The sequence below is a fragment of the Candidatus Igneacidithiobacillus taiwanensis genome, assembly GCF_031962545.1.
GTDB lineage: Bacteria > Pseudomonadota > Gammaproteobacteria > Acidithiobacillales > Acidithiobacillaceae > Igneacidithiobacillus > Igneacidithiobacillus taiwanensis.
In genome coordinates, this window is the sequence record NZ_JAVRKK010000002.1 from 1 (window position 1) to 24,515 (window position 24,515).

At 61.6% G+C, this 24,515-nt stretch carries 28 protein-coding genes; 7 read left to right on the forward strand and 21 right to left on the reverse strand.

The window, feature by feature from the left end; genetic code table 11:
- Positions 1–163: 163 nt before the first annotated feature.
- The 7 genes from rpmH (at position 164) to RTI30_RS00545 (ending at position 4,755) form a co-directional block, all read left to right on the forward strand.
- Positions 164–298 carry a 50S ribosomal protein L34 gene (gene rpmH / locus RTI30_RS00515; RefSeq protein ID WP_215872187.1) on the forward strand — a complete coding sequence of 45 codons (135 nt, stop codon included), beginning with the start codon at positions 164–166 and terminating at the stop codon, positions 296–298.
- Between the two features lie 3 nt (positions 299–301).
- Complete coding sequence (rnpA, locus tag RTI30_RS00520; protein ID WP_312262496.1) at positions 302–631, forward strand: ribonuclease P protein component; 330 nt, start codon at positions 302–304, stop codon at positions 629–631.
- Complete coding sequence (gene yidD, locus RTI30_RS00525; protein WP_312262494.1) at positions 631–849, forward strand: membrane protein insertion efficiency factor YidD; 219 nt, start codon at positions 631–633, stop codon at positions 847–849. The genes rnpA and yidD overlap by 1 nt, the downstream gene beginning before the upstream one ends.
- Positions 850–863: 14 nt before the next feature.
- Positions 864–2,459, forward strand: a complete 1,596-nt coding sequence (gene yidC / locus RTI30_RS00530; RefSeq protein WP_312262492.1) for a membrane protein insertase YidC — start codon at positions 864–866, stop codon at positions 2,457–2,459.
- Positions 2,460–3,821 (forward strand): tRNA uridine-5-carboxymethylaminomethyl(34) synthesis GTPase MnmE, encoded by a 1,362-nt coding sequence (mnmE, locus tag RTI30_RS00535; protein ID WP_312262490.1) that lies wholly within the window; start codon positions 2,460–2,462, stop codon positions 3,819–3,821. It abuts the gene before it with no gap.
- 71 nt (positions 3,822–3,892) lie between these two features.
- Positions 3,893–4,414 carry a thiosulfate oxidation carrier protein SoxY gene (locus tag RTI30_RS00540; protein ID WP_312262488.1) on the forward strand — a complete coding sequence of 174 codons (522 nt, stop codon included), beginning with the start codon at positions 3,893–3,895 and terminating at the stop codon, positions 4,412–4,414.
- The gene (locus RTI30_RS00545) at positions 4,411–4,755 is read left to right on the forward strand and encodes a thiosulfate oxidation carrier complex protein SoxZ (protein ID WP_312262486.1); all 345 of its coding nucleotides are present in this window, start codon (positions 4,411–4,413) and stop codon (positions 4,753–4,755) included. Before RTI30_RS00540 ends, RTI30_RS00545 begins: the two co-directional genes overlap by 4 nt.
- Positions 4,756–4,795: 40 nt before the next feature.
- Here RTI30_RS00545 and RTI30_RS00550 read toward each other — a convergent pair whose 3' ends face one another.
- The 21 genes from RTI30_RS00550 to mnmG form a co-directional block, all read right to left on the reverse strand.
- Positions 4,796–5,233 carry an Hsp20/alpha crystallin family protein gene (locus RTI30_RS00550; protein WP_312262484.1) on the reverse strand — a complete coding sequence of 146 codons (438 nt, stop codon included), beginning with the start codon at positions 5,231–5,233 and terminating at the stop codon, positions 4,796–4,798.
- A 74-nt stretch (positions 5,234–5,307) separates the two neighbouring features.
- Positions 5,308–6,204, reverse strand: coding sequence for a lysophospholipid acyltransferase family protein (locus tag RTI30_RS00555; protein WP_312262482.1), 897 nt, complete (start codon positions 6,202–6,204; stop codon positions 5,308–5,310).
- Positions 6,201–7,043: a mechanosensitive ion channel domain-containing protein gene (locus tag RTI30_RS00560; RefSeq protein ID WP_312262480.1), complete on the reverse strand. Its 843-nt coding sequence runs from the start codon at positions 7,041–7,043 to the stop codon at positions 6,201–6,203. Before RTI30_RS00560 ends, RTI30_RS00555 begins: the two co-directional genes overlap by 4 nt.
- 60 nt (positions 7,044–7,103) lie before the next feature.
- A complete protein-coding gene (locus tag RTI30_RS00565; protein ID WP_312262478.1) occupies positions 7,104–8,012 on the reverse strand; it encodes a metal ABC transporter solute-binding protein, Zn/Mn family in 909 nt (302 codons plus the stop codon).
- Between the two features lie 128 nt (positions 8,013–8,140).
- Positions 8,141–9,418: a carbohydrate porin gene (locus RTI30_RS00570; RefSeq protein ID WP_312262476.1), complete on the reverse strand. Its 1,278-nt coding sequence runs from the start codon at positions 9,416–9,418 to the stop codon at positions 8,141–8,143.
- 213 nt (positions 9,419–9,631) lie between these two features.
- Entirely contained in the window at positions 9,632–11,467 is a 1,836-nt protein-coding gene (gene glmS / locus RTI30_RS00575; protein ID WP_312262475.1) for a glutamine--fructose-6-phosphate transaminase (isomerizing), read from the reverse strand.
- Positions 11,468–11,489: 22 nt separating this feature from the next.
- Complete coding sequence (gene glmU / locus RTI30_RS00580) at positions 11,490–12,869, reverse strand: bifunctional UDP-N-acetylglucosamine diphosphorylase/glucosamine-1-phosphate N-acetyltransferase GlmU (protein ID WP_312262474.1); 1,380 nt, start codon at positions 12,867–12,869, stop codon at positions 11,490–11,492.
- A gap of 72 nt (positions 12,870–12,941) precedes the next feature.
- Positions 12,942–13,367 (reverse strand): F0F1 ATP synthase subunit epsilon, encoded by a 426-nt coding sequence (locus tag RTI30_RS00585; protein WP_312262473.1) that lies wholly within the window; start codon positions 13,365–13,367, stop codon positions 12,942–12,944.
- 8 nt (positions 13,368–13,375) lie between these two features.
- The gene (gene atpD, locus RTI30_RS00590; RefSeq protein WP_312262472.1) at positions 13,376–14,785 is read right to left on the reverse strand and encodes a F0F1 ATP synthase subunit beta; all 1,410 of its coding nucleotides are present in this window, start codon (positions 14,783–14,785) and stop codon (positions 13,376–13,378) included.
- A gap of 28 nt (positions 14,786–14,813) precedes the next feature.
- Positions 14,814–15,677, reverse strand: coding sequence for a F0F1 ATP synthase subunit gamma (gene atpG / locus RTI30_RS00595; protein WP_312262471.1), 864 nt, complete (start codon positions 15,675–15,677; stop codon positions 14,814–14,816).
- A gap of 9 nt (positions 15,678–15,686) precedes the next feature.
- Positions 15,687–17,231: a F0F1 ATP synthase subunit alpha gene (gene atpA / locus RTI30_RS00600; protein WP_312262470.1), complete on the reverse strand. Its 1,545-nt coding sequence runs from the start codon at positions 17,229–17,231 to the stop codon at positions 15,687–15,689.
- Between the two features lie 14 nt (positions 17,232–17,245).
- Positions 17,246–17,785 carry a F0F1 ATP synthase subunit delta gene (locus tag RTI30_RS00605; protein WP_312262469.1) on the reverse strand — a complete coding sequence of 180 codons (540 nt, stop codon included), beginning with the start codon at positions 17,783–17,785 and terminating at the stop codon, positions 17,246–17,248.
- Between the two features lie 11 nt (positions 17,786–17,796).
- Entirely contained in the window at positions 17,797–18,276 is a 480-nt protein-coding gene (locus tag RTI30_RS00610; protein ID WP_312262468.1) for a F0F1 ATP synthase subunit B, read from the reverse strand.
- 44 nt (positions 18,277–18,320) lie between these two features.
- Positions 18,321–18,575: a F0F1 ATP synthase subunit C gene (gene atpE / locus RTI30_RS00615; protein ID WP_009561114.1), complete on the reverse strand. Its 255-nt coding sequence runs from the start codon at positions 18,573–18,575 to the stop codon at positions 18,321–18,323.
- A 34-nt stretch (positions 18,576–18,609) separates the two neighbouring features.
- On the reverse strand, positions 18,610–19,359 hold the full coding sequence (gene atpB, locus RTI30_RS00620) for a F0F1 ATP synthase subunit A (protein ID WP_312262448.1): 750 nt from the start codon (positions 19,357–19,359) through the stop codon (positions 18,610–18,612).
- A gap of 3 nt (positions 19,360–19,362) precedes the next feature.
- Positions 19,363–19,761 carry a hypothetical protein gene (locus tag RTI30_RS00625; RefSeq protein ID WP_312262447.1) on the reverse strand — a complete coding sequence of 133 codons (399 nt, stop codon included), beginning with the start codon at positions 19,759–19,761 and terminating at the stop codon, positions 19,363–19,365.
- A 49-nt stretch (positions 19,762–19,810) separates the two neighbouring features.
- Positions 19,811–20,668 carry a ParB/RepB/Spo0J family partition protein gene (locus RTI30_RS00630; protein ID WP_312262445.1) on the reverse strand — a complete coding sequence of 286 codons (858 nt, stop codon included), beginning with the start codon at positions 20,666–20,668 and terminating at the stop codon, positions 19,811–19,813.
- Positions 20,665–21,420: a ParA family protein gene (locus RTI30_RS00635; protein ID WP_312262444.1), complete on the reverse strand. Its 756-nt coding sequence runs from the start codon at positions 21,418–21,420 to the stop codon at positions 20,665–20,667. Before RTI30_RS00635 ends, RTI30_RS00630 begins: the two co-directional genes overlap by 4 nt.
- Before the next feature lie 92 nt (positions 21,421–21,512).
- The gene (locus tag RTI30_RS00640) at positions 21,513–21,938 is read right to left on the reverse strand and encodes a hypothetical protein (protein WP_312262443.1); all 426 of its coding nucleotides are present in this window, start codon (positions 21,936–21,938) and stop codon (positions 21,513–21,515) included.
- Positions 21,939–21,957: 19 nt separating this feature from the next.
- Positions 21,958–22,623, reverse strand: a complete 666-nt coding sequence (gene rsmG, locus RTI30_RS00645; protein WP_312262441.1) for a 16S rRNA (guanine(527)-N(7))-methyltransferase RsmG — start codon at positions 22,621–22,623, stop codon at positions 21,958–21,960.
- The gene (gene mnmG, locus RTI30_RS00650) at positions 22,624–24,498 is read right to left on the reverse strand and encodes a tRNA uridine-5-carboxymethylaminomethyl(34) synthesis enzyme MnmG (protein ID WP_312262439.1); all 1,875 of its coding nucleotides are present in this window, start codon (positions 24,496–24,498) and stop codon (positions 22,624–22,626) included.
- Positions 24,499–24,515: the final 17 nt, after the last annotated feature.

The window sequence follows — 24,515 nt, forward strand, 5'->3', positions numbered from 1 at the left end:
CAACGCCGAACGGCCACACCATCGACTCGGACAGAAACCACCGCTATCCTTCCTCCTCCAACATCTACCACAGTGCCAAAGGTGGTGGACGCATACATCGCCTTGACTTTAGCGGGGCTTCTCCTTATCTTCTCTGCCCTTACGAAATTTTGGGGTAGACATCATGAAGCGCACTTTTCAGCCCAGCGTCGTGCATCGCAAGCGCACCCACGGTTTCCGTGCTCGCATGGCGACCAAGTCCGGCCGCTTGGTCCTCAAGCGTCGCCGTGCCAAGGGTCGGTACAAGCTCTGCCCGTAAGGAATGAGCAGCCAGGCGTTCACCCGCAACGATCGCCTGCGTAGCAAGGCCGAGATCCAGCGGACCTTGCGCGAGGGGCAAAAGCGCAGTTTTCCAGAACTGGTCTTTTTTCGCCGCGACAATGAGCTCGGCCACGCCCGCCTGGGGCTGGCGGTGAGCCGCAAGGTCGGCAAGGCGGTGCTGCGCAACCGCCTCAAGCGGCGCTTGCGCGAAGCCTTCCGCCAGAGCCCCGGGCGTGCCTTGGCCCAAGATATCATGATCGTCGCCCGGCCGGCAGCGCGCGATGCGGATTACGCGGCGCTCTGCCGCCGCCTTGCCGCCGTGCTGCGCTGATGCGCATCTTTCGTCGCGGCGCCGTCCTGCTGATCCGCGGCTATCAACTCGCCCTCAGCCCCTTTCTCGGGCAAAATTGTCGCTATCATCCCACCTGCTCCCAGTACACCTGTGAGGCCATCGAACGCTACGGTGTGTTGCGCGGCGCCTGGATGGGGATGAAACGCATCGCCCGCTGTCATCCTTTTCACCCGGGGGGGTACGACCCCGTCCCCTGACACCACGGAGCCCCATGGATACCCAACGTACCATTCTCGCCGTCGTCCTCTCGGTCATCGTGCTCTTGCTGTTTGAGTGGCTGGCCCCCCATCCCAAGCCCGCCCCCAAAAATACGCCCACGGCTGCGACCCAATCGGTGCAGAGCCCGGCGGCGGCACCGGTTAGTAGTGCGGCAGCGCCAGCCAGCCCCGTAAGCCCGGTGCCAACGGCGGCCAATTTGCCAGTAGGGACTGGTCCGAGTGTTGCATTCGAGACCCCCCTCTATACCGGCAAGATCTATTTGCAGGGCGGCGATATCCAAAATCTGGGGCTACGCAAATACCCCATTGCCGTCGACAACCCAGCGCCCTATCCGATTCTCGATAGCAGCGCCGCGCGACTAACGGCACAACAGAGCGGCTTTGTTGCTGCCGACGGACAGGTTCTGCATCCGCAATTTTCGGCGCCGGCGAGCGTTACCCCAGGGGCGCCCATCACCCTCAGTGGCCAAGCCGGCCCCTTGCGTGTTGAGAAGACCTTTTCTTTCGCTCCCCACAACTATGTGGTCACCGAAGACATCCGCGTCACCAACACCGGCACGGAGCCCTGGCAGGGCAGCTATTTCGACCAAATTCTGCGCAACGACCGCACCCAGAGCCACTGGTTCATGTCGATCTTTACCGGTGCGGTGTTGATGCACAACGGCAACCTGAGCGAGAAGAGTTTTTCCGACCTACGCGACCATCCGCAGCAGGATGTTGGACCCGGTTGGGCAGGTATGACCGATCATTATTTTCTGCAGGCGGTGCTGCCGGAGCCGCACGCGGCGGTGCAACTTTATGCTCGCCCCGAGGCTGGTAACTACGTGGCGGGGGTACAGCAGGCCCTGCCCACCCTGCAACCGGGGCAGAGCTTTACCCTACGCCAGCAGCTCTTTCTCGGTCCCAAGCAGCAGGAACTGCTCGCGAGTATGGGTCGGGGTCTCGAGCAGACCGTCGATTATGGTTGGTTTGCCATCGTTGCCGAGCCCATGCATGGGGTACTCAAGTGGTTCCATAGCTGGACCGGCAATTGGGGCTTGGCCATCATTCTGCTGGTGATTGCCGTGAAGGTGATTTTCTTTTACCCCTCGGCCATCAGCTACCGCTCCATGGCGAATATGCGCAAGCTGCAGCCCAAGCTGGAGCAACTCAAAAAGGAATGTGGTGACGATCGACAAAAACTAGGCGCCAAGATGATGGAGTTGTACCGCACCGAAAAGGTCAACCCCATGGCCGGCTGCTTGCCCATCATCATCCAGATGCCGGTCTTCATTGCCCTCTACTGGGTGCTGGTGGAGAGTGTTTCCCTACGCCAGGCGCCCTTCATCCTCTGGATCCACGATCTGGCCGTACCCGATCCCTACTACATCCTGCCTCTGCTCATGGGCATCAGCATGTTCTTGCAGCAGCGTCTCAACCCCGCGCCCATGGATCCGGTGCAAAAGAAGATCATGTCGATTTTGCCCGTCGCCTTCGGTGTCTTTTTCTCCTTCTTCCCCGCCGGCTTGGTGCTCTACTGGCTGACCAACAACGTGGTCTCGATCGGCCAGCAGTACCTCATCACCCGTCATGTGATGAAAGAGGGCTGAGTGCCCCGAGCCGACGGCTATCAGCTGGGCGACAGTATCGTCGCCCTGGCGACGGCGGCGGGGGAGGCCGGCATTGGGGTGCTGCGCCTCTCCGGGCCACGGGCCTTGGCCATTGCCAATATTCTCTGTGGCTTGCCGGCAGCGCGGTCCTGGCGGCCCCGCCATGCTTATCTGCGCGCCTTTTACGGCAGCGACGGCGAGCTCCTCGACCGCGGCATCGCCCTCTACTTTCCTGCCCCGCACAGCTACACCGGTGAGGATGTCGTGGAGCTACAGGGGCATGGTAGCCCGGTTCTCCTCGAGGCCCTGCTCGCCGCTGCCGTGGCCCAAGGCGCGCGCCTCGCCCGCCCCGGCGAGTTTACCGAGCGCGCCTTTTTGCATGGGCGGCTCGACCTTGCCCAGGCCGAGGCGGTGGCGGATCTGATCCACGCCCGCAGTCGTTCCCAAGCCCGCGCTGCCCTGGCCAGCCTCGAGGGGCGTTTTTCCGAGGGTATCGATGCCTTGCGCCAACAAATTCTCGGCGCCCTTGCCCTTGCCGAGGCAGGCCTCGATTTTAGCGAGGAAGACTTGGGCGAGGCGCATATGGCGGCGATCGCCCAACAGCTCCAGGGCGTGCAGCAGCAGTTGCAAACCCTGCTGCAACAAAGTCGGCAGGGGGCAAAGCTCGGTCGCGGCGCCCGGGTTGCCCTGCTCGGCCGCCCCAATGTCGGAAAATCGAGCCTGCTCAATGCCCTAGCCGGTCGCGACACGGCCATCATCACCCCCATTGCGGGCACTACCCGCGACATCCTGCGCGAAGAAATCACCCTCAATGGCCTACCGGTGGAGCTACTGGATACCGCCGGTCTGCGCCAGAGCGATGATCCGGTAGAGCAAGAAGGGGTGCGGCGCAGCCGGGCGCTCTTGGCGCGGGTCGATTGGGTGCTGCTGCTGCTCGATGCCAGCAGCGGCTGGCAAGCGGAAGATGCCACCATCCTTGCCGAACTCGATGCGCAACGCTGCACCTTGCTCTGGAACAAAGTGGACCTGCTGCCGGCGTTTTGCCCGCCCGAACTTGGCCCACCCAGTTTTGGCATCTCGGCGCGCACCGGCGCCGGGCTTGCGGACTTGCGCGCGCATCTGCGCGCGGTCGTGGGTGGCGAAGACAGCGCCCCCTATTTGGCCCGGCAGCGGCACGTTCTTGCCCTGGAGGCCGCCGACAACGCCCTGCAAGAGGCCGCCATGCAGCTACACGCGGGCGCCGAAGAGCTCGTCGCTCAGGGCTTGCGCGACGCGGCCGCGGCCCTCGGGCAAATCACCGGCGCTGTCGATGTCGAGGAAATTCTTGGTGAAATCTTTTCGCGCTTTTGTATTGGCAAATAGCCGCTTTGTCAGCCGCGGCATCGTCGACTATGCTGTAGGCTGATTGGCAACCGCAGCATTCGGAGAAGAGCATGCAACGAAGGGAATTCCTGCGTTTGAGCGCCATGGCGAGCAGCCTGGCCGTCGGCGCCACGCTGGTGGGCACGCGCATCGCCCAAGCCGCCCAACTGGATACCTGGCCCGCCGCGGCCTTTGCCGCCGAAAGTCTCGAGGCGGCCTTGCAGGCTACCGTCGCCAAAGATCAGTTGCCGCCCTCGCCCAAGCTTCGCCTGCGCGTGCCCACTACCGTCGAGGATCCTCTCTCGGTGCCGGTTTCCGTGGCCGTCGACCACCCCATGCACAGCGACGACTATATTGAGGCGCTCTATATATTCGTCGACCACAATCCCACCCCCTTGGCGGCCATTTTCCACTGCAGCCCCGCCAATGGTCGCGCCGCTTGCTACCTGCGGGTAAAGGTCTTTCAGGATAGCGCCGTGCGCGTGGTGGCCCGCAGCAACCGTGGGCAACTCTTTGCCTCGGCGCCAGCGCCGGTCCGCGTCGGTCTGCCGCTGGCGCCTCTTCTCAAAAAATCTACGGAGAAAAAACCATGAGCCTTCTGGCAACCACCAGCAGTTTCATTGGCCGGCGGGAACAAGGCATCCTGCTCGAGGTGCCACAACGAGTGCGCGCGGGCGAAATCGTCGAAGTGCGCACCCTGCTCTTCCATACCATGGAAACCGCCCAAGAGGCCGGCAAGGCAAGCTTCATTACGCAAGTGACCGTAGAGCTCGACGGCAAGCCCCTGTGCTCCTTCGATTGCTCGGCCATGATGAGCCCCAACCCCTACCTGGCCTTTCCTGTGCGCGTAGAAAAGAATGGCATGCTGCGCTTGCGCTGGGTCGACAACAACGGTCAAACGGGCTCGGCAGAACGTCCCGTTACGGTGCAATGAAAAAAGGGGGCCGCAGCCCCCTTGCGTGTTGCGCTGTGGATCACTCGATGGCGATCTTGCGCCGCTTGGCCGACTCGGCCTTAGGCAGCACCAATTCCAGCACACCGTCTTTATAACTGGCCTTGCTCTGGCCGGCGTCTACATCCACTGGCAGCTGGATGGTACGCGAGAAATTCCCGTATCGACGCTCGCGATAGATGACCTTGCCTTCTTCCTTGTTGACTTCTTCTTCCTTGCTGCCGCTGATGTACACCTGATTGCCGTGTACCTGAATGTCGAGCTTGTCTTTATCGACACCGGCTACCTCGGCCTTGACCACAATCTCGTTGTCGCGGTCGATGACATCGATATGGGCAATGTTGGGTCGGGTACCCGTAGCGCCCTGCATCGGCCGGAAGAAGCCCGGTAGTACCGCATCAAAAATCTGCTCCACAGGATCCAATACCTGGACGGGAGCTGGGGTTTTTTCCTGACTCATACGAACCTCCTTGCATTGGCTGTCACTCACCTGCTCGGAAATTGGGGACCGCAAAAATGCTTTTCAAGCCCCCCTCAGTAGGGGTATTCCCAGCCGGGGGCGGGGTCTTTGTAGCGACGATGCACCCACCAATATTGCTCCGGCGCCTTGCGGATGGCAGCCTCGAGAACATCATTCATGGTCGCGGCATCGTCTTCGTCGCAACCACTCGGAAAACCCGCAGGCATGGGCAGGATCTCGATCGTAAAGCCGCGCCCAGCCGGTAATCGATAGGCAAAGAGGCCGAAGACCGGGCTACCACGCCGCTGCGCCAAGCGCCCAAGCAGGGGAGTGGTGCAGGCCGGGCGCCCAAAGAAGGGTGCAAAGACCCCTTCCTTGGGGTCGACGTTTTGGTCTGGCAGCACCCCCACGACTTCCCCTTTTTGCAGCGCCTGCAGTAAGGGGCGAATACCGCCCTCCTTGGCCACCAAGCGCGCGCCGCTACGCCCGCGGCCTGCCACCATGCGCGCATTGATGGCAGGATTGCGGGTGGGCATGTAGAGCACCGTCACCGGCCAACGCTGGCCGATGTACTGCACCGCCGCCTCCCAGGCCCCCAGATGGGCGGTAAACAGGATTACCCCCTTGCCCTCAGTCAGGGCGGCATCCACCAGCTCCGCGCCGCGCACCGCACGGATCAGGGCCAGGCTGCGCGCCAGCGGCCAAAACCAAAGCGGCCCCAGCTCGACAAAGGCCTGCCCTAGCTGCTGGAAATGGACACGCAGCCGGCGCCGGCGCGCACGTGGCGATAACTCCGGAAAAGCCAAGCCCAGGTTGATGCGCGCCACCCGGCGTGCCCGCGGCACGAGCATGGCCAGCTCCCCCAAGAAATTACCGAGCAGCACCCGCAGGGGGCGCGGCAAGGCCGCGCACAGGCGCAAAAATGCCGTCAGCACCGCGGCCAGGAGTCGATCGCTGCGCTTTCCGCTCAAGAAGCAGCGGGTTCCGTGTGGGAGACCGCCAAGGTTTGGCGCGAGGCTAGGGCAACGCCAGCCTCGTCAAAGGCTACCTTGATGGCCTCGAGCAGGGCACTGCGGGTGTTGGCGTAGTCCGCCGCCAGCACCCAAGGGCGGGCGAACAGTTGCACGCTGGTTTCCGTGAGCTCCAGCACCCCGTAGCTGGGGGCGGGATCTGCCAATACCCGTGTCTCGGCGGCAACCACTTCGGGTAGGATGCCGAGGGCGCGGCGCAAATCCGCATCTTGGGCGATGGCCAAAACAAGATCGATGCGCCGCTGCCCCAACACCGAATTGTTGGTGATTACCCCGCTGACGATCTTACCGTTGGGCACCGAGAGGCGCCGATTGTCGCTGCTGATGAGGATGCTCTGAAAAAGATGAATGCGCTCTACGGTCCCAGAAATACCCGCCACTTCCACGAGATCGCCAACGGTATAGGGTCGCAGCAGAAGCAGCAAAACACCCGCGGCAAAGTCGCTCAAAGACTTCTGCAGAGCCAGGCCAATGGCCAAACCCGCCGCACCGAGCATGGCCAGCAAAGAAGTCGTCTCCACCCCCAACTGGCCGAGGGCGGCCACGAAAACGACCAAGTACAGCGCAATCTTGATGGCGGAATCGAGGAAACGCGCCAGGGTCAGATCATAATGAAAGCGCTCGAGGGCGCGAGCAGCGAGCCGGCCAAGCCAATGCGCTATCGCAATTCCAATGAGAAGAACCAGCGCCGCCGCCAGCAGATGTCCTGCCCAAGACCAGAGGCGGTCGTGGATCATGGTCGACCAAGAGGGCAGGAAATCCCAGCGCGAATGCAACATGAAAAGGCTCCCAGGAAAAACTCCCAGGAGCCTAGAGCGTGCTCGCCCGGCTGGCAAGAGTCAGTGCAAGACGGTGGTCGATTGCCCTTGGCTTACCGCCCGCTCCAAGGCATTCAACTCGGCCATCATCCAGCGCTGGTAGTCATAGCCCGTGGGCATGGTCTCATACACCCCTACCACCGGAATTTTTGCCGCTTTGGCATTGTGTAGAAACGACTGCGTCAGGCTGTCGGTTACCTGCTGGTTATAGAGGAAAACTTTGACCTGATGACGCTGAAAGAGGGCATTCTGGGTGCTGACATCCTGGGGTGCCGGATCGGTGCCATTCATGATGGCCGCCTGCAAGGCCCAGGGAGTCTTGATATCGCAGCCCGCCGCCTCGAGCATGTAGTCCGCCACCGGCTCGGTTACCGCCACCGGCAGATGCGGGTACTTGCTGCGAAAGGCGCGCAACCCGGCAAACCACGGCTGTAGCGAGGCATCGAAGGCCTTCACCCGTGCTGCAAAGTAGCTCTTTTGCGCTGGCATCATCTCCGTCAGCGCTGCCGCCACCGCCGCCGCCACCTTGGGCATGGTCTCGGGCTTGTACCAAAGGTGCGGATTGCGCGTACTGCTCGGCAGGCCTAAGAGATCCTGCACCACAATCACCTTGCGCGCCGAATTGGGATGGGCAGCAAGGATCTTCTTCGCCCAGCTGTCGTAGCCCAGGCCATTGCGCACTACCAGCTGTGCGGCGGCTACCTCCTGGGCTACGGCAGGGCTCGCCTCAAAGGTATGCGGGTCGGTATTGGGATTGCTTTCGATGGCCTGTACCTGCACATAGGGTCCACCGATTTGGCTGATGACATTGGCGTATTCGTTTTCCACCCCGACCGCCTTGATCGCGGCCGCCTCGGCGCTGCCCAGCCCCAAAAAGAGCAATCCCCAGCCAAGCGCCAGGGAAGAAACAAGCGTTTTGCGAAGTAACATTGCGGCAATCTCCATAAATGCAACTATGTTGCGAATACTCCTACGCCCAAGGATGGCTGTCAACCCAAAAAAGCGCGCCCGGAGGCGCGCAATCGGCTACGGAGACGAGTGAGGAGAAAGCTACCGGGTCAGGAAAACTCCAGATGCAGGCGGAGAATCCCCACCAGGGCATTGGGATAGATACCGCTGGGGTGGGTGATGTACTGCAAATCGGGTTGAATGCTAACGTGGTCATTTAGCTTGGCCACATAGGTAATTTCGTAGGCGGTTTCAGCACTGTGTAAGCGACTGCCCGTAGGCGCATCTTGCGTGTCTTCGCTCGCTTCGAGGCCGAGAGCGTTTTGTAGCGCTGCGGCACGAAACCCCGCCCGCGCGAAGCCTATGGAGAGGGCGTCGTTAGGGCGCCCGGGCACAAAGTGCGAAATTTTGGTACCCAACCCCAAGTACCACGGCACGATGTTTTGCGTAGCGGTCGAGGCACCCCATTGCAGGAAAGGCCCAAGCTGCACCCCACCGACGTCATAGTGCGCCTCCACCACCCCGTAAAGCCCGCTGCTGCTGGGGCCAAGATCTTCGACCTCATCAAAACGGGGCTGCTGATAGTGCCAGGCCCCCAGCTTGAACACCCATTGTCCAAAGGTTTCGGTGTCGTCGTCAGGGTCATCGCCATCCTCCTGGCCCAGGTGCAGGGCGCCTTCCCAAAGCGCGAGATAACCTCGATCAAAGGTCCCACTCCAGGGATGCAGGGCATCGCCCTGAAAAATCCCCGCCTTGCTGCTCCAGTTGCTACCATGGGTGCTAACGATGAAACCAAGGCCGCTGTAAGGATAGGTTGGCGCTGCCGGTACATTCACCGCGATGGTCGGCGTCAGCCCAAACGAGCTGTTGATGAGCTGCAGGGCATTACTCGCCACATCGAAGTAGAGATTGAAATCGGTGAAGCCCACCCGGGTAGCCAACCATGGCGTCCATTGCTGCCGATAATTGGCCTCGTACAGGCGAATCCCGTTTGGCGCGTAGATGTTGCTCGCCACCTGCTGATCACCGCTGAAATCCGTTTGCTCGGCACTGCTGTAGGTCGCAAAAGTAGAAAGATTGATTTGGCCGCCCTTCCACATCCCCGCCTTTTCGCTATCCCACTGCAGGCCCAGCTGCCCCGCAGTATCGTTACTGGCGCCACGCTTGATGCCGCCGGAAAGATTGCTGAAAAGCTCAGTATCCAGATGGCCGGCCCAAGACACGCCATCAACGAGATGAGAGTAGTTGCTGAGGTAACGCGGGGCGACGCCGGTTTGCCCGGCAGCTGCCGAGTCCTCTCCCGGCCCCGGTAAGGCACCCCAAGCCACGGCGCTCCAACAGAGGGAAGAGCTGGTCCACAACAGCGTTTTCAGAAATCCTCGAATCACTTCTTGCTCCCGACTTGTTTGGTGGTGAGCACAAGGATTCCTGATAACGAGTACTTTGTCAAGAATGATTCTTATTCATTATGAAGGTAGTGACCAGGGAAATTGCGAAAACCTTGGGCAGAGAGAGGAGTACCTCCATAGAGGAGTGCCAAAGGTTTCTGAGCTTATGCAACTTTGTTACCTGTGGACACAACGTGATGGGCAGCGTGCGCTCTACTCGACCGTGACTGCTTTGGCGAGGTTGCGGGGGCGATCGACGTCGGTGCCCTTGACCAAGGCGGCATGATAGGCAAGCAGCTGTACCGGGATGGCATGCAAAACCGGCGAGAGCAGGCCGACATGCCGCGGTAGGCGGATGACATGCACCCCGCTGCTCGCCTGGTAATGGCTGTCGAGGTCCGTAAACACGTAGAGCTGGCCGCCGCGGGCGTGGACTTCCTGCATATTGGCGGCGAGCTTTTCGAGCAGGCGGTCGTTGGGGGCAATGACCACCACCGGCATTCGCGCATCTACCAAGGCCAGGGGACCATGCTTGAGCTCTCCGGCGGGGTAGGCTTCGGCGTGGATGTAGGAAATTTCCTTGAGCTTGAGGGCGCCCTCGAGGGCGATGGGGTAATGCAGGCCGCGGCCAAGAAAGAGAGCGTGCTCCTTGTCGGCAAACTGGCTTGCCCAAAGCTGGATTTGCGGCTCGAGGTTGAGCGCCTGTTGCACGCTACCCGGCAGCTGCCGCAAGGCTTCGCGCTGCGTTTGCAGCGCTGCGGCATCGATGCGCCCGCGCACCACGGCAAGGCTGAGCGCCAGCAAATAGAGTGCCACCAGTTGGGTAGTGAAGGCTTTGGTAGAGGCCACCCCAATTTCCGGCCCGGCACGGGTAAGAAAGCGCAGGGCCGAGGCGCGCGGAATCGCGCTCTCGGCCACGTTACAAATCGACAGGGTATGGGTATGCCCGAGGGCCTGGGCGTGACGCAGGGCCTCATAAGTATCGAGAGTCTCGCCGGACTGCGACAGGGTAACCACCAGCTGCCGCGGATCGGCAATGCTCTCCCGATACCGATATTCGTGACCTAGTTCGGCCTGGGCGGGGATGCCCGCCAGGGACTCGATCCACTGCCGCCCCACCAGACTTGCGTAATGGCTGGTTCCGGAGGCGAGGAATAGCACCCGGTCGATCTGTCGCAGGCGCTCCTCGGCCCCTTCGCCCCAGAGCTGGTCGATGGAGAACTCGTCGCCCAAGGCGCCCTCGAGGGTGTCGGCAATGGCGCGGGGTTGCTCGTGGACCTCTTTCTGCATGAAATGCCGATACGGTCCAAGGTCGATGGCGGCGGAACTGAGCTGGCTCCAGTGCTCCTCCCGCTGCAGTGCCACGCCATCCACATCCCGGAGCTGAAAATGATCTTGCGTCAGCGCAGCAAAATCGCCGTCTTCCAAGTACAGCACCCGCCGCGTTACCGGCAGGAGTGCCGCTACATCCGAGGCAAAATAGCGCCCCCCCTCGGCCACGCCTAGCAGAAGCGGGCAGCCACGTCGGTGCAGAATGAGGTTGCCGGGGTCGCGCCGGCTGAGCACGGCAAAGGCATAAGCGCCCTGGAGCTCGCGACTGGCCGCCTGCACCGCCGCCAACAGACTCGGCAGCTGGCTACGATACCAGTGCACCAGGTGGGCGATGACCTCGGTATCGGTCTCGGAACTGAAGGCGTAGCCCAAGGCCTGCAGGCGCTGGCGCAGATTTTGGTAGTTTTCGATGATGCCGTTGTGGACGACGGCAATCTCTTCCGAGGAAATGAGGGGATGGGCATTCTGCTCGGCGATACCACCATGGGTTGCCCAACGGGTGTGGCCAATGCCGATGCCGCTGGCAAAGCCCTCGGCAGCGTGCAGTGCCGCCAGCTCGGCAACCCGTCCAACGCTACGCCGCCGTTGCAAGGCTCCGTCGGCATCCAGAAAGGCCAAGCCCGCCGAATCGTAGCCACGGTACTCCAAGCGCCGCAATCCCTCCAAAATGACGGGGACCACATCCGCTGCGGCAACGCCGCCAACGATTCCACACATACGGGACTCCTAAAGTTTCGGTTTAGGCAGGTGTACCGGATTTTTTCGGCCGTCGCCAGTGAGCAATCGACTTCTGCGGGCTACGGCTCAAGGTCAGCCCGCCAGCCGGAACCTCGCGGGTGATGGTACTACCGGCACCAATGGTCGCACCAGCGCCGACTTTTACTGGGGCAATCAACTGGGTATCGGAGCCGACGAAAACCTCGTCACCAATTTCCGTGCGGTGCTTGTTGGCGCCATCGTAATTGCAGGTAATGACACCAGCCCCAATGTTCACGCCCTGGCCGATTTCAGCGTCCCCCAGGTAACTCAGGTGATTGGCCTTGCTGCCGGCCCCCAGAATTACTTTTTTGGCTTCGACGAAGTTACCAATATGGGCGGCGGCACCAATCTCCGTTCCCGGACGGATGCGCGCAAAGGGGCCAATGCGCGCCGCCGCACCAATCTTCGCCCCCTCCAGGAGCGAATAGGGCAGGATTTCGACATCGTCGGCAATTTCGACGTCGCGCAAGATGGCGCCAGCACCAATCCGCACCCGGTCACCCAATACTACTTGGCCCTCGATGATAACGTTGGGCTCGATCCAGCAGTCGGCACCGAAGCGAAGCTCGCCGCGCAGATCGAAGCGTGCCGGGTCGGCACAGCGTAAGCCCGCCTTTTGCAGGGCGGTAAGCTGCCGGCGCTGATAGAGGCGCTCCACCTCGGCGAGTTGCGCGGCATCGTTTACGCCGAGGGCCTCCTGCGGATCCGGCAGACAGAACGGCTCGACCGGGATCCCCTCGGCTACCGCCAGGCCGATCAGATCCGTCAGGTAGTATTCCCCCTGCGCATTTGCGGGCTGCAGCTGCCCAAGCCAGCGCGCCAGCGGGGCCGCCGGTAGCAGCAGGATACCAAGGTTGACCTCGGCAACTTGCCGCTCTTTCGGGCTGCAGTCACGCTCCTCGCGAATTGCCTGTACCCGGCCATTGGCCCCACGCAGAATGCGACCGTAGCCGTGGGGGTCCGCCAAGATGCCGGTGCAGAGACCCAGCGCGTTTTCGGGCACTGCCGCAATGAAATCCGCAAGGGTTTGCGCTTGCAGGAGGGGAACGTCTCCGTAGAGCACCAGTACGCGCTCGGCCGAATGCAGACCCGATAGCGCCGTACGCAAGGCGTCGCCGGTACCGCGCTGCTCCGCCTGTTCGTGCCAGAGGACATCGATGTCTTCGGCAAAGGCGTTGCGCACCGCCGGCGCGCCATGGCCGATGACCACATGCAGCTGCCGCAAGCCGCGGATAGCACGCGCCGTGGCCAGCACATGGGCCAACAAAGGCCGTTGTGCCAACGGCTGCAGCACCTTTGGCAAGGCCGAGCGCATACGCGTACCTTTGCCAGCCGCTAGAACAACAACGTCGATGCTCATCGGATTCTCCAATAAAGAGGCCCCAGTACGCGACTGCGCTGGGGCCATGAGGGTGCGCTAGACTTGCAGACCTTAGCGCAAAATGCCTTGGTCCCGGAGCCGCTGCAGTGCCTTCAGACGCGCCACCTGCTCGAGGAGCTCCGCCTGAGCTGCGGCATAATCCATCGCGTCGGTGTGATTGGCCATGCGTGCCTCCGCCGCATCCTTAGCGGCCCTGGCCTTGGCTTCGTCGATGTCCGCCGCCCGCTCGGCCGAATCGGCCAAAACCGTCACGCAATCCGGCTGGATTTCGAGAATCCCCCCATTGACGAAGAGATACTCGGTTTCCGCCCCATTTTTGATGCGCAACTCGCCGGGCCGTAGGCCGGTGAGCAACGGGGCATGTCGAGGCAAAATCCCCAACTCACCCATCTGCCCCGGCGCCACGACCATTTCCGCCTGGCCCTCGTAGACGCTGCCCTCGGCACTTACCACGCGCACATCGATTTGCATCGCCATGGCGTCGATCAGCCCTGCTGCAGCTTCTGGGCCTTGGCCAAGGCTTCGTCGATGGTACCCACCATGTAGAAGGCCTGCTCGGGCAGATGGTCGTACTCACCGCTAACGATGGCTTTGAAGCCGCGGATGGTTTCTTTGAGGGAAACATAGGTACCCGGGCTGCCGGTGAAGACCTCGGCCACGAAGAAGGGCTGCGAGAGGAAGCGCTGAATCTTGCGCGCCCGCCCCACCAAGACCTTATCGTCGGCGGAGAGTTCATCCATGCCCAGAATGGCGATGATGTCCTGCAACTCCTTGTAGCGCTGCAGAGTCTTCTGACAGGCGCGGGCAACGTCGTAGTGCTCCTGACCAACGATTTGCGGGTCGAGCTGACGACTGAAGGAGTCGAGGGGATCGAGGGCGGGGTAGATGCCGAGCTCCGCAATCTGTCGCGACAACACCACCGTTGCGTCCAAGTGGGCGAAGGTCGTGGCCGGAGAAGGATCGGTGAGATCGTCTGCCGGCACGTACACCGCCTGTACCGAGGTGATGGAACCCACCTTGGTAGAGGTAATGCGTTCCTGGAGCTTGCCCATTTCTTCCGCCAGCGTCGGCTGATAACCCACCGCCGAGGGCATACGCCCGAGCAGCGCCGATACTTCGGTACCCGCCAGGGTGTAACGGAAAATATTATCGATAAACATCAGGATGTCGCGGCCTTCGTCGCGGAAGTGCTCCGCCATGGTCAGACCCGTAAGACCAACGCGCAAACGGTTGCCGGGTGGCTCGTTCATCTGCCCGTAAACCAAGGCCACCTTGTCGATAACCTTGGACTCTGTCATTTCGTGGTAGAAGTCGTTGCCCTCGCGGGTCCGCTCGCCAACGCCAGCAAAGACCGAGTAGCCGGTATGCTCGGTAGCGATGTTGCGGATCAGCTCCATCATCAACACCGTCTTACCCACGCCAGCGCCACCGAAAAGACCGACCTTGCCGCCTTTGGCAAAGGGACAGATCAAGTCGACGACCTTGATGCCGGTTTCCAGCACCTCGGTGCTTGCCGCCAGCTCTTCAAAGGCGGGAGCGGGACGATGGATGGCCTTGCGCTCGTCGCACTGTACGGCGCCCTTGCCATCAACGGGATGACCGAGCACATCCATGATTCGACCGAGGGTGCCATGACCAACGGGGACGCTGATGGGGGCCCCCGTACGACGCACCGCTAGGCCGCGCTTGAGGCCTTCGCTGGAACCCATGGCAATGCCGCGGGCCACCCCATCCCCTAGCTGGCTCTGAATCTCGATGGTCAGATGATGATCGTCTACCACCACCGCTTCCATGACTTCGGGCACCTGTCCCCGGGGAAAGGCCACGTCGATGACCGGCCCAATCACTTGGACGATATGGCCTACCGCCTGCTCTGCCGCTTGTGCTTCGCTCATGCTCTGCTTCCTCAATAAATCCAAAAAATTACACCGCCGAGGCGCCAGCACTGATCTCCGCAATTTCCTGCGTGATCGCTGCCTGACGCGCCTTGTTGTAGGCCAGCTGCAACTCGCCCACCAGCCGCTTCGCGTTGTCCGAGGCGTTTTTCATGGCCACCATACGCGCACTCTGTTCGCAGGCCAAATGCTCGATGACCGCCTGATAGATGATCGACTCGACATAGCGCTGCAGGAGATGATCGAGCACCGGGCGTGCTTCCGGTTCGTAAATATAGTCCCAACGCTCGGCCGCGACCGTCCGCTGCTCCGGTTTCTTGACCGGCAAGACCTGCTCCAGGCTCGCGCGTTGTAGCATGGTGTTGACGAAGCGCGAAGAGACCAAGTAGAGGGCGTCGATTTCGCCACTGCGGTAGGCTTCGGTCATGACGCGGATGGGACCAATCATGTCGGCAAGGGCAGGACGATCGCCCAAGCCGGTGAGTTCGGCACTGAGCTGGGCACCATGACGACGTAAAAAGCCCACCCCCTTGTTACCGATGGCCGCTACCCGAACCTCTACGCCTTTACTTTCAAGTTCGTGCATCTGCTGCACGATAATACGCAGGACATTGACGTTGAGCGCGCCGCACAGACCGCGATCGGAACTAACCAGGAGAAAACCCACCCGCTTGATGGGACGCTCTTGCAAAAAAGGATGCGCGTATTCCGGGTGTGCCTGCGCCACATGGGCCAGCACCTCCCGAATCTTGTCGGCATAGGGACGCGAGGCGACCATGCGCTCCTGGGCGCGGCGCATTTTGCTCGCCGCGACCATCTCCATGGCCTTGGTGATCTTGCGCGTGTTTTTGACGCTCTTGATCTGGGCGTTGATTTCCTTCGCCTTTGCCATTGCCTTTCCTTAGTAGCTTGCGGTGGACTTGAACTGCTGCAAGGCCGCCTCTAGCTCGCTCTTGATCTCATCCGTCAATGCCTTTTTCTCCTCGAGGGCATCGACCGTTGCCTGATGATTGGAGTGCATGTAGGCGAGCAAGGCCTTTTCGAAGGAGCGGACCTTGCTTACCTCGACGTCATCGAGGGCACCGGCACTGGCGGCGAAAAGAGAGATCGACTGCTCGGCTACTGACATCGGCGCGTACTGATCCTGCTTGAGGAGTTCGGTAACGCGCTTGCCGCGCTCGATCTGCTTGCGGGTGATTTCGTCGAGATCGGAAGCAAACTGCGCGAAAGCGGCGAGCTCGCGGTACTGGGCGAGATCGAGACGAATACCACCACCGAGCTTTTTGATGACCTTGGTTTGGGCTGCACCACCAACGCGCGACACCGAAAGGCCAGCGTTGATGGCCGGGCGAATACCGGCATTGAACAGGTCCGACTCCAGGTAAATCTGCCCGTCGGTAATGGAAATCACGTTGGTAGGCACGAAGGCCGACACGTCACCCGCCTGGGTTTCGATGATCGGCAGTGCGGTTAGCGAACCCGTCTTGCCCTGCACTGCACCATTGGTCTTTGCCGCAACGAAGTCGGCATTCACCCGCGCCGCGCGCTCGAGAAGACGGGAATGGAGATAGAACACGTCGCCTGGGTACGCTTCGCGGCCCGGCGGACGGCGCAGCAGGAGGGAAATCTGCCGATAGGCCCAGGCCTGCTTGGAAAGATCGTCATAGATGATCAGGGCATCCATGCCGCGATCGCGGAAGTACTCACCCATAGTGCAGCCGGCGTAGGGCGCCAAGTACTGCATGGCAGCCGACTCGGAAGCGTTGGCGGCCACAACGATGGTGTACTCCAGCGCGCCGTACTCCTCGAGGGTGCGAACCACGTTGGCAACGGTGGAGGCCTTTTGGCCTACCGCTACATATATGCAGTACACATCCTTGCCCTTCTGATTGAGGATGGCATCGACGGCGACCGCTGTCTTGCCGGTTTGCCGATCACCAATGATCAGTTCGCGCTGGCCGCGTCCGATCGGCACCATGGCGTCGATGGCCTTGATACCCGTCTGCATGGGCTCGTCAACGCTTTGGCGATCGATAACGCCGGGCGCAATCTTTTCGAGGACGTCAAATTCCTTGGCGTCGATGGGTCCTTTGCCATCCACTGGCTGCCCGAGGGAGTTGACCACTCTTCCGAGAAGCTCCTTGCCGATGGGAACCTGCATCACCTTGCCGGTGCACTTGACGATGTTGCCCTCTTCGAGGCCAGAGAATTCCCCGAGCACCACGGCGCCGACATTGTCGCGCTCGAGGTTCATGGCCAGGGCATACTTGCCGCCCGGCAGCTCCAGCATTTCGCCGTACATCACGTCTTCTAGACCATGAATACGAAGAATACCGTCGCTAAGACTAGTGATTGTGCCTTGCGAGCGGGTTTCGACCCGCCCTTCGAAACCTGCTATCCGCGCGCGGATCAGGTCACTGATTTCCGAGGGATTCAGTTGTTGCATGCCATTACCTCAATTCAATTGCGAAGATTTTGCGCCAGCTGCTGAAGCTGACCGCGCACGGATGCATCTATGGATTCGTCGCCGGCCTGAATCAACAGGCCACCGAGCAGCTCGGGATCGATTTCTTCCCGCAGGGTAATGCGCATGCCGGGGTGGCGTCGCTCCATGGCCGCCACCACCGCCGCCTTCTGCGCGTCATCGAGAGCGAAGGCGCTGGTGACGAGAACGTCGAGCTCGCCTTTGGCACGACGCAGGGCGTCACGGAAAAGGTTGGCGATCTCGCGAGCAAGCAACCAGCGATCGTTGCGAATGAGCAGCTCGACAAACCGACCCCAAGCCTCACCATCCACGGCGACATCGATCCCGCGCAACAGATGGACTTTATCGGCATCGGAGCGTTCGGGATCGGCGAGAAAGGAGCGCGCGTCAGCGTTGTCCACCCAAGACGCCAAGGCCTGCAAGGCATCGTCCCAAGCGCTGGTCACCGCGCCGGCGGCGGCCATCTCGAAAAGGGCCTCCGCGTACGGGCGCGCCAGGGTATTGAAATCGGACATCGCGGCCTCCGTTAGAGTTGGGCAACCATGCGATCGACGATGTCGCGGTGGTTGTCGGCGTTGATTTCCCGATGCAGGATCTGCTGCGATCCATCGATCACCAGACGCACCACCTCACCACGCAATTGCTCGCGAGCCCGATTGCCTTCGACCTCGATCTCTGCCCGCGCCGCAGCGATGATGCGATCCGCCTCTTCCCGCGCCTTGGCCTGCGCCTCCTCGCGCATCTCGATGCTCCGGCGTTCGGCCATGGCGATGATCTCGCTGGCCTTTTCCTTTGCTTCGCGAAGGATCTCGGTCGCCCGCTTCTGCGCCAGATCGAGCTCCTCCTGACCGCGCTCGGCAGCAGCGAGACCGTCGGCAATCTTTGCCGAGCGCTCATCCATCATCCGCCGCAGCGGACCATACAAATAGCGATAGAGCAGGAGCACCAGGATCACGAAAGTGATCAGCTGGATGATCAAAGTCCCGTTGATACTTACTGGATTCATGTCGTCCTCTCTTGCACGAGGGCCAGCTCAGCCAGCCCGACGCATTAGCCCAGGAAGGGGTTAGCGAAGAGGAACCAGAAACCGAAGGCGAGAATGATGAAGGGGAAAGATTCCATCAAACCGGCAAAGATGAAGGTATTGACCAGCAACTGTGGGCGCATTTCCGGCTGCCGGGTGATGCCCTCGATGGTCTTGGAGGTGATGAGACCCCAGCCAATGGCAGAACCGAGGCCGGCGGCACCAAAGATGATGCCCACCGCGATGGCCGTTGCTGCAACGATGATGGTATGTGCGTCCATGTCGATACTCCTCAAGAGGTAAATGAAAGGGAAATCAGTGTTCTTGCATATTGGCCATGCCGAGGTAGACGACCGTCAGCACGGTGAAGATGAAGGCCTGCAGCATGATGATCAGAGACTCGAAGCCCGACCAGACCACCCCGAGAATCATGTTCCCCCACCAAGGCAAGAGCGCCAGGAGCAAAAAGACTAGCTCACCGGCAAACATGTTACCGAAGAGTCGCAGTGCCAAGCTCAGGGGTTTGGTGATCTCTTCGATCAAGGTCATCACGATATTGACGGGCATCAAGTACTTGCCAAAAGGGTGGGTCAGGTAGGTTTTGAAGTAGGCAAAGCCTTTTACGCGCAAGCTGGTGAAAATGGTCAACCCGAATACCGTCAGTGCCACCGCAAAAGTGGTGTTGAGGTTGACGGTAGGCGTGATACGAAAATGCTCGATACCGAACCAAGCAGCGACCGCCCCCGGCAGATAAGCAGGGATCAAGTCCATGCTATTCATGAGTAGGATCCAGAGAAAGACTGTCAGGGCGACGGGGGCGATCAGCGGATCCCGGACCGGAAAGCTGTCGGAAACGAGTTTGTCGATGAACTCTACAACTCCTTCCAGCCATGCCTGCATGCCGGCAGGGGCACCAGACTGCAGCCGACTACCGACGACCATGGCAGTGATCACCAGAATCGCTGCCATGACCCAACCCATAAGGATAGTATCGAGATCGAAGGTCCAGAAACCCTGACCAACGGTCCAGTTGGTCAAGTGGTGGGCGATGTCGCCAGATGCCACGTTTCATCTCCTTTTCCTGCTGCGTTCCCGCAGCATGAAGCCTAAGTACACGAAATGTGCGAGCAAGAGCCCGATAACGAGGCCGAGAACCGGCAAACGCAACCAAGCAATCGCCACCAACAGCGCAACGATGGTGAAGACCCAGCGCTGCAACACCGCTCCACCCAAGCGCCTGGTAGCAGCCGCAGGTACAGCGGGGAGCGCCAGCAGGCGACTTCCCAAGATGAGCATGTTCATGACGCTCAATATGGCGGCGTAGAGCACCGCCCATCCCTCCCGCTGGTTCCACCGCCAAGCAAGCACGGCGGCAACGAGTAGGGAGGACAGCAGCACCCACGCGGCAACCCGGCCCACATACGCGGAGATTGCCCAGGAGGCCATTGTTGCGGGTTTTTCTTGCATCGGCCTCACCGCAAATTGGCAGGGAGTCTAAACAGGCACTCGAGCAAGGTCAAGAGTCCGCAGCGGGATCATCAAGCAGCCCGAGGCGCTGCCACAAGGTGTCGGCTTCGGCAGCAGTGCGCCATCGAATGCAGAGCTCTCCCGCCTCACCCCGGCGGCGCAGACGGATCGGTAGGCCGAGAACCTGCTCGACTTGTCGCTGCAAGGCTGCTTGCTCGATATCCTTGGCTGCCGGTCGCGGCGCCGTTTCCGCGGTGAGGCGCTGCACCAGACGTTCGGTTTGTCGCACGCTGAGGCCGCCAGCAACGATATCCGCCGCTGCCCGCCGCTGCAGCGCGGGCGGTAAGGGGAGCAAGGCCCGGGCGTGGCCCGCGCTCAGGGCACCAGACGCAAGCTGTGGCGCCAGGGAGGAGTCGAGACGCAGCAAACGGAGTTGGTTGCTGATGGCCGCCCGGGAGCGACCCAGGGCCTGGGCCAAAGCCTCATGGCTAAGGGAAAACTCCGTCAAGAGTCGTTGCAAGGCGGCCGCTTCTTCGAGGGGGTCGAGGTCCTGACGCTGAATGTTTTCGATCACTCCGATGACCAAGGCCTGCTGCTCCGAGGCCTCGCGGATAAGGGCGGGGATTTCCCGCAGTCCAGCCAACTGAGCCGCCCGCCAGCGGCGCTCGCCCGCCAGTAGCGCGTAGCGACCATCGGCCTCGGCACGCACCAAGATCGGTTGCAGGACACCCTCAGCGCGGATGGAATCGGCCAATTCCTGCAGGGCATCTTCGGCAAAATGCCGACGCGGCTGCTGGCTACCGGGGTGGATCAAATCCAGGGGCAAATGGCGCAAGGTGCTGCTTTCCCGACTGCCGGCAAAGAGGGCGTCGAGACCACGCCCGAGGGCGGCGGGTTTTTTGCTCATTGGCGCTCCTCCCGGAGCAGAAATTCTTGCGCCAGGAGCCGATAGGCTTCCGCCCCGGCACAACTGGGGTCGTATTCGACGGCCGGACGGCCAAAACTTGGCGCTTCGGCAAGTCGTACGTTACGGGGAATGATGACGTGATAGAGGCGATCTGGAAAATGGCTTTCGAGTTCGCCACTGACCTCCGTGGAGAGGCGATTGCGAGCGTCGAACATGGTGCGCAACAGGCCGTCGACCTCCAAACCGGGGTGCAACTGGGCACGTACCCGACGCAAGGTGTCGAGGAGTTGGGTCAGCCCCTCGAGGGCAAAGTACTCGCATTGCATGGGGATGAGAACGCGATTGGCCGCAACGAGGGCGTTGAGGGTGAGCAAGCCAAGCGAGGGCGGGCAGTCGATCAAGACATATTCCCAGTCGTCGGCGCATTGCAAAGCATTACGCAATCGGAATTCGCGCTCGTCGCCACTCGCGAGTTCCAGCTCCACGGCCGCCAAGTCTGCGCTGGCAACCAGAAGAGAGAGCTGCCCACGTTGGAGCAACGCGCTGCGCAGGTCGGCCTCACCCATCAGCACGTGGTAGGCATTGGGCCAGCGTCCTTTCTCCATCCCGAGGCCGGTGCTGGCATTTCCCTGGGGATCCAGGTCGATGAGCAGGACTTGCTTGCCGAGGGCCGCGAGGGCGACGGCGAGATTGACCGCCGTTGTGGTCTTTCCGACCCCCCCTTTTTGGTTGGCAATGGCCACAACCCGCATTTTCGTTCTCTCCAAAGCAAACTGCGGGTCAAGGATACCGATTGCCGGGGGCGCCGACTAGGGAGGACAGGCGGTAACTGGCCATGACGACGCTAGGCCTTTTTACGCAATGCCTCGACTTCACGCTCCAGCTTTTTCACGCGGGTGAGGACCGGGTCGGTGGCCGTCGGTCGCCGCGCTGCCAAAATTGCTGCAGTAAGGGTATCGAGGCGGGCATCCAAACGGGAAAAGCCGTCTTCCATACGCTCGGCGAGATGGTCGACGCGGGCGTTGTGGCCGGTACCGAGGGCATCGACCCGCGCATCCAGACGCGCAAAGCCATCATTCATCCGCTCGGCGAGGGAGTCGACACGGGCCGCGAGGTGATCGACGCGCCCATCCAAGCGATGGACGCCTTGCCCGCTCTCCCGCACTTCTTTTTCGAGGGAGTCGAGGCGAGAACGCAGGGATTCGACGCCGGGGGCGATGACGCCCTCGAGCACCTTCCGCACGCTATCGATGGTTTCTTGGATGTCCATGGCATGCAGTCTAGTACTATCAACCTGTTGCTGCCAGGGGGACTTGCGCCTGAAGGAGAAAACGCTGGGGCTGGCCAGGAACCGCGATGGGATGCGCGACAAAGCGTGGCTTCCATTCTTCGGGTAACCGGGCAAGCTCTTGCGGCCAAGCCGGGCCTTTGGCCAAGAGCAACAGGGTACCAGGCTGCAGGCAAGCCGCCACCATTTGTAGAAAATCGGCGAGCTCGGCGGTGGCACGGCTGACCAAGACCATTTGCGGGGCGGTAGGTAGTTTTTCTGCCCGTTGCGGGAACACCGTAACAGCGGGCAGTCCCAGCAGCGCGATGCTGTGGCGGAGGAAGGCGACGCGCTTGGCCGCTGGCTCCACCAAGGTAAAGGCCTGCTGCGGGCGAGCAATGGCCAGGGGGATTCCGGGAAGCCCGGCACCGCTGCCGATGTCATAAACGGGCCTATGCGCCGGTAGGAAGGGCAAGAAACTGAGACTATCGAGAAGGTGACGCTCGACGGCCACTTGCGGGTCTTGGATGGCGCTCAGGTTATGCACCCGGTTCCAGCGCAGGAGTTCGACGAGATAATGCAGCAGGCGCTGCCGCGCCAAGGCATCGATTTCCGCGTCTAGGCCCATGGCGACCAGCCCCTGCTCGAGATGCTGGCCCAGCTGGGTAAGAAGTGCTGGTGCAGACACTCAGCTCGCGGCCGCCCAGTGCTGGCGTTTCACGTGAATCAAGAGCAGGGAGATCGCCGTGGGGGTAACGCCGCTGATGCGGCTCGCCTCGCCGACGGTTTCTGGGCGCTGGGCGCGCAGGCGTTGCCGTACCTCGGTAGACAGCCCGTCGATGCCATCATAGTCGAGGCTAGCGGGGATGGGCAGGGCTTCCCAGCGCTGGTTGCGCTCGACTTCTTCCTCTTGTCGCTGCACATAACCGGCGTATTTGCAGTCGATTTCGAGGACCTTGGCCAAAGATTCGGGCAGGGCATCGCCCACGCCGCAATCTTCCAGCAGCTCGGCGTACGAGAGCTCGGGCCGACGCAGCAGCTCCCAAAGGCTATGGTCGCGGCGCAGGGGTTGTTGCAGACGCGCCGCCAATTGCTGCGCCGCGGCGGTATCGGGATGGATACGCTGTCCCTCGAGACGCTGCCTTTCGGCCTGCAGAGCCGCTTGCTTGGCAACGAAGCGCTGCCAGCGCTGGTCATCGACCAAGCCCAACTCGCGCCCGATGGGGGTCAGACGCTGGTCGGCATTGTCCTCCCGCAGGCGCAGGCGATATTCGGCACGACTGGTGAACATGCGATAGGGTTCATCGAGACCGCGGGTGACGAGATCGTCGACCATCACCCCAAGATAGGCCTCGTGCCGCTCGGGGCACCAGCCGGGTTCCCCCAGCGTCCAGCGCAGGGCATTGATGCCGGCAAGGAGGCCCTGGGCGGCGGCCTCTTCATAACCGGTGGTGCCATTGATCTGCCCGGCACAAAAAAGCCCCGGCAAGAGTTGGCTCTGCAGCTGCCGGGTGAGGGCTCGGGGGTCGAGATAATCGTACTCGATGGCGTAGCCCGGACGCAGCAGCACGGCATGTTCGAGGCCCAGCATGCTGCGTACCAAGGCCTCCTGCACGGCGAAGGGGAGGCTGGTGGAGATGCCGTTGGGATAGACCTCGCGGGTACGCAGCCCCTCGGGCTCGAGAAAAATCTGATGCGCCGCTTTGTCGGCAAAGCGCACGATCTTGTCTTCGATGGAAGGGCAGTACCGCGGTCCCTTCGACTGGATATGGCCGCCGTAGAGGGCGGAGCGCTGCAGATTCTCGCGGATGATGCGATGGGTCTCGGCGTTGGTGTAAGTGATATGACAAGGCCGCTGTTCGACGGTGATGGCATCGGTGAGGAAGGAGAAAGGCGGCGCTGGATCGTCGCCAGGTTGCTCCTCGAGACGAGAATAGTCGATGCTGCGCCCGTCGATACGCGGCGGCGTGCCGGTCTTTAGTCGCCCGACCGGAAAACCGAGGGCGCGCAGACGCGCCGCCAGGGCATTGGCCGGGGGATCGCCGGCGCGGCCGGCGGGGGTGCTCTGGTCGCCAATATGGATGCGCCCGGCTAGGAAGGTGCCGGTGGTCAAGACCACGGCGGGGGCGTGAAAGCGTTGCCCATTTTCGAGCTGCACCCCGGCAATTTGCCCGTTCTCGACCAGGAGATCACCGACGGTTCCCTGGAAAATCTGCAGGCTGGGGTATTCTTCCAATAGCTCCCGCACCGCAGCCTTATACAGGCTGCGATCGGCCTGGGCGCGGGTGGCGCGCACCGCCGGGCCCTTGCGGGCATTGAGAATGCGGAACTGGATGCCGGCGCGATCGATGGCGCGCGCCATGATGCCGCCGAGGGCATCGATTTCCTTGACCAGATGCCCCTTGCCGATGCCGCCAATGGCGGGGTTGCAGGACATCTGCCCAATGGTATCGATATTCTGGGTAAGAAGCAGGCAGTGGCCGCCGGCGCGCGCTACCGCCGCCGCCGCCTCGATGCCCGCGTGCCCCCCTCCTACTACAATGACCGAAAAGCGATTTTCCATGGCGCAATTATGCGCAG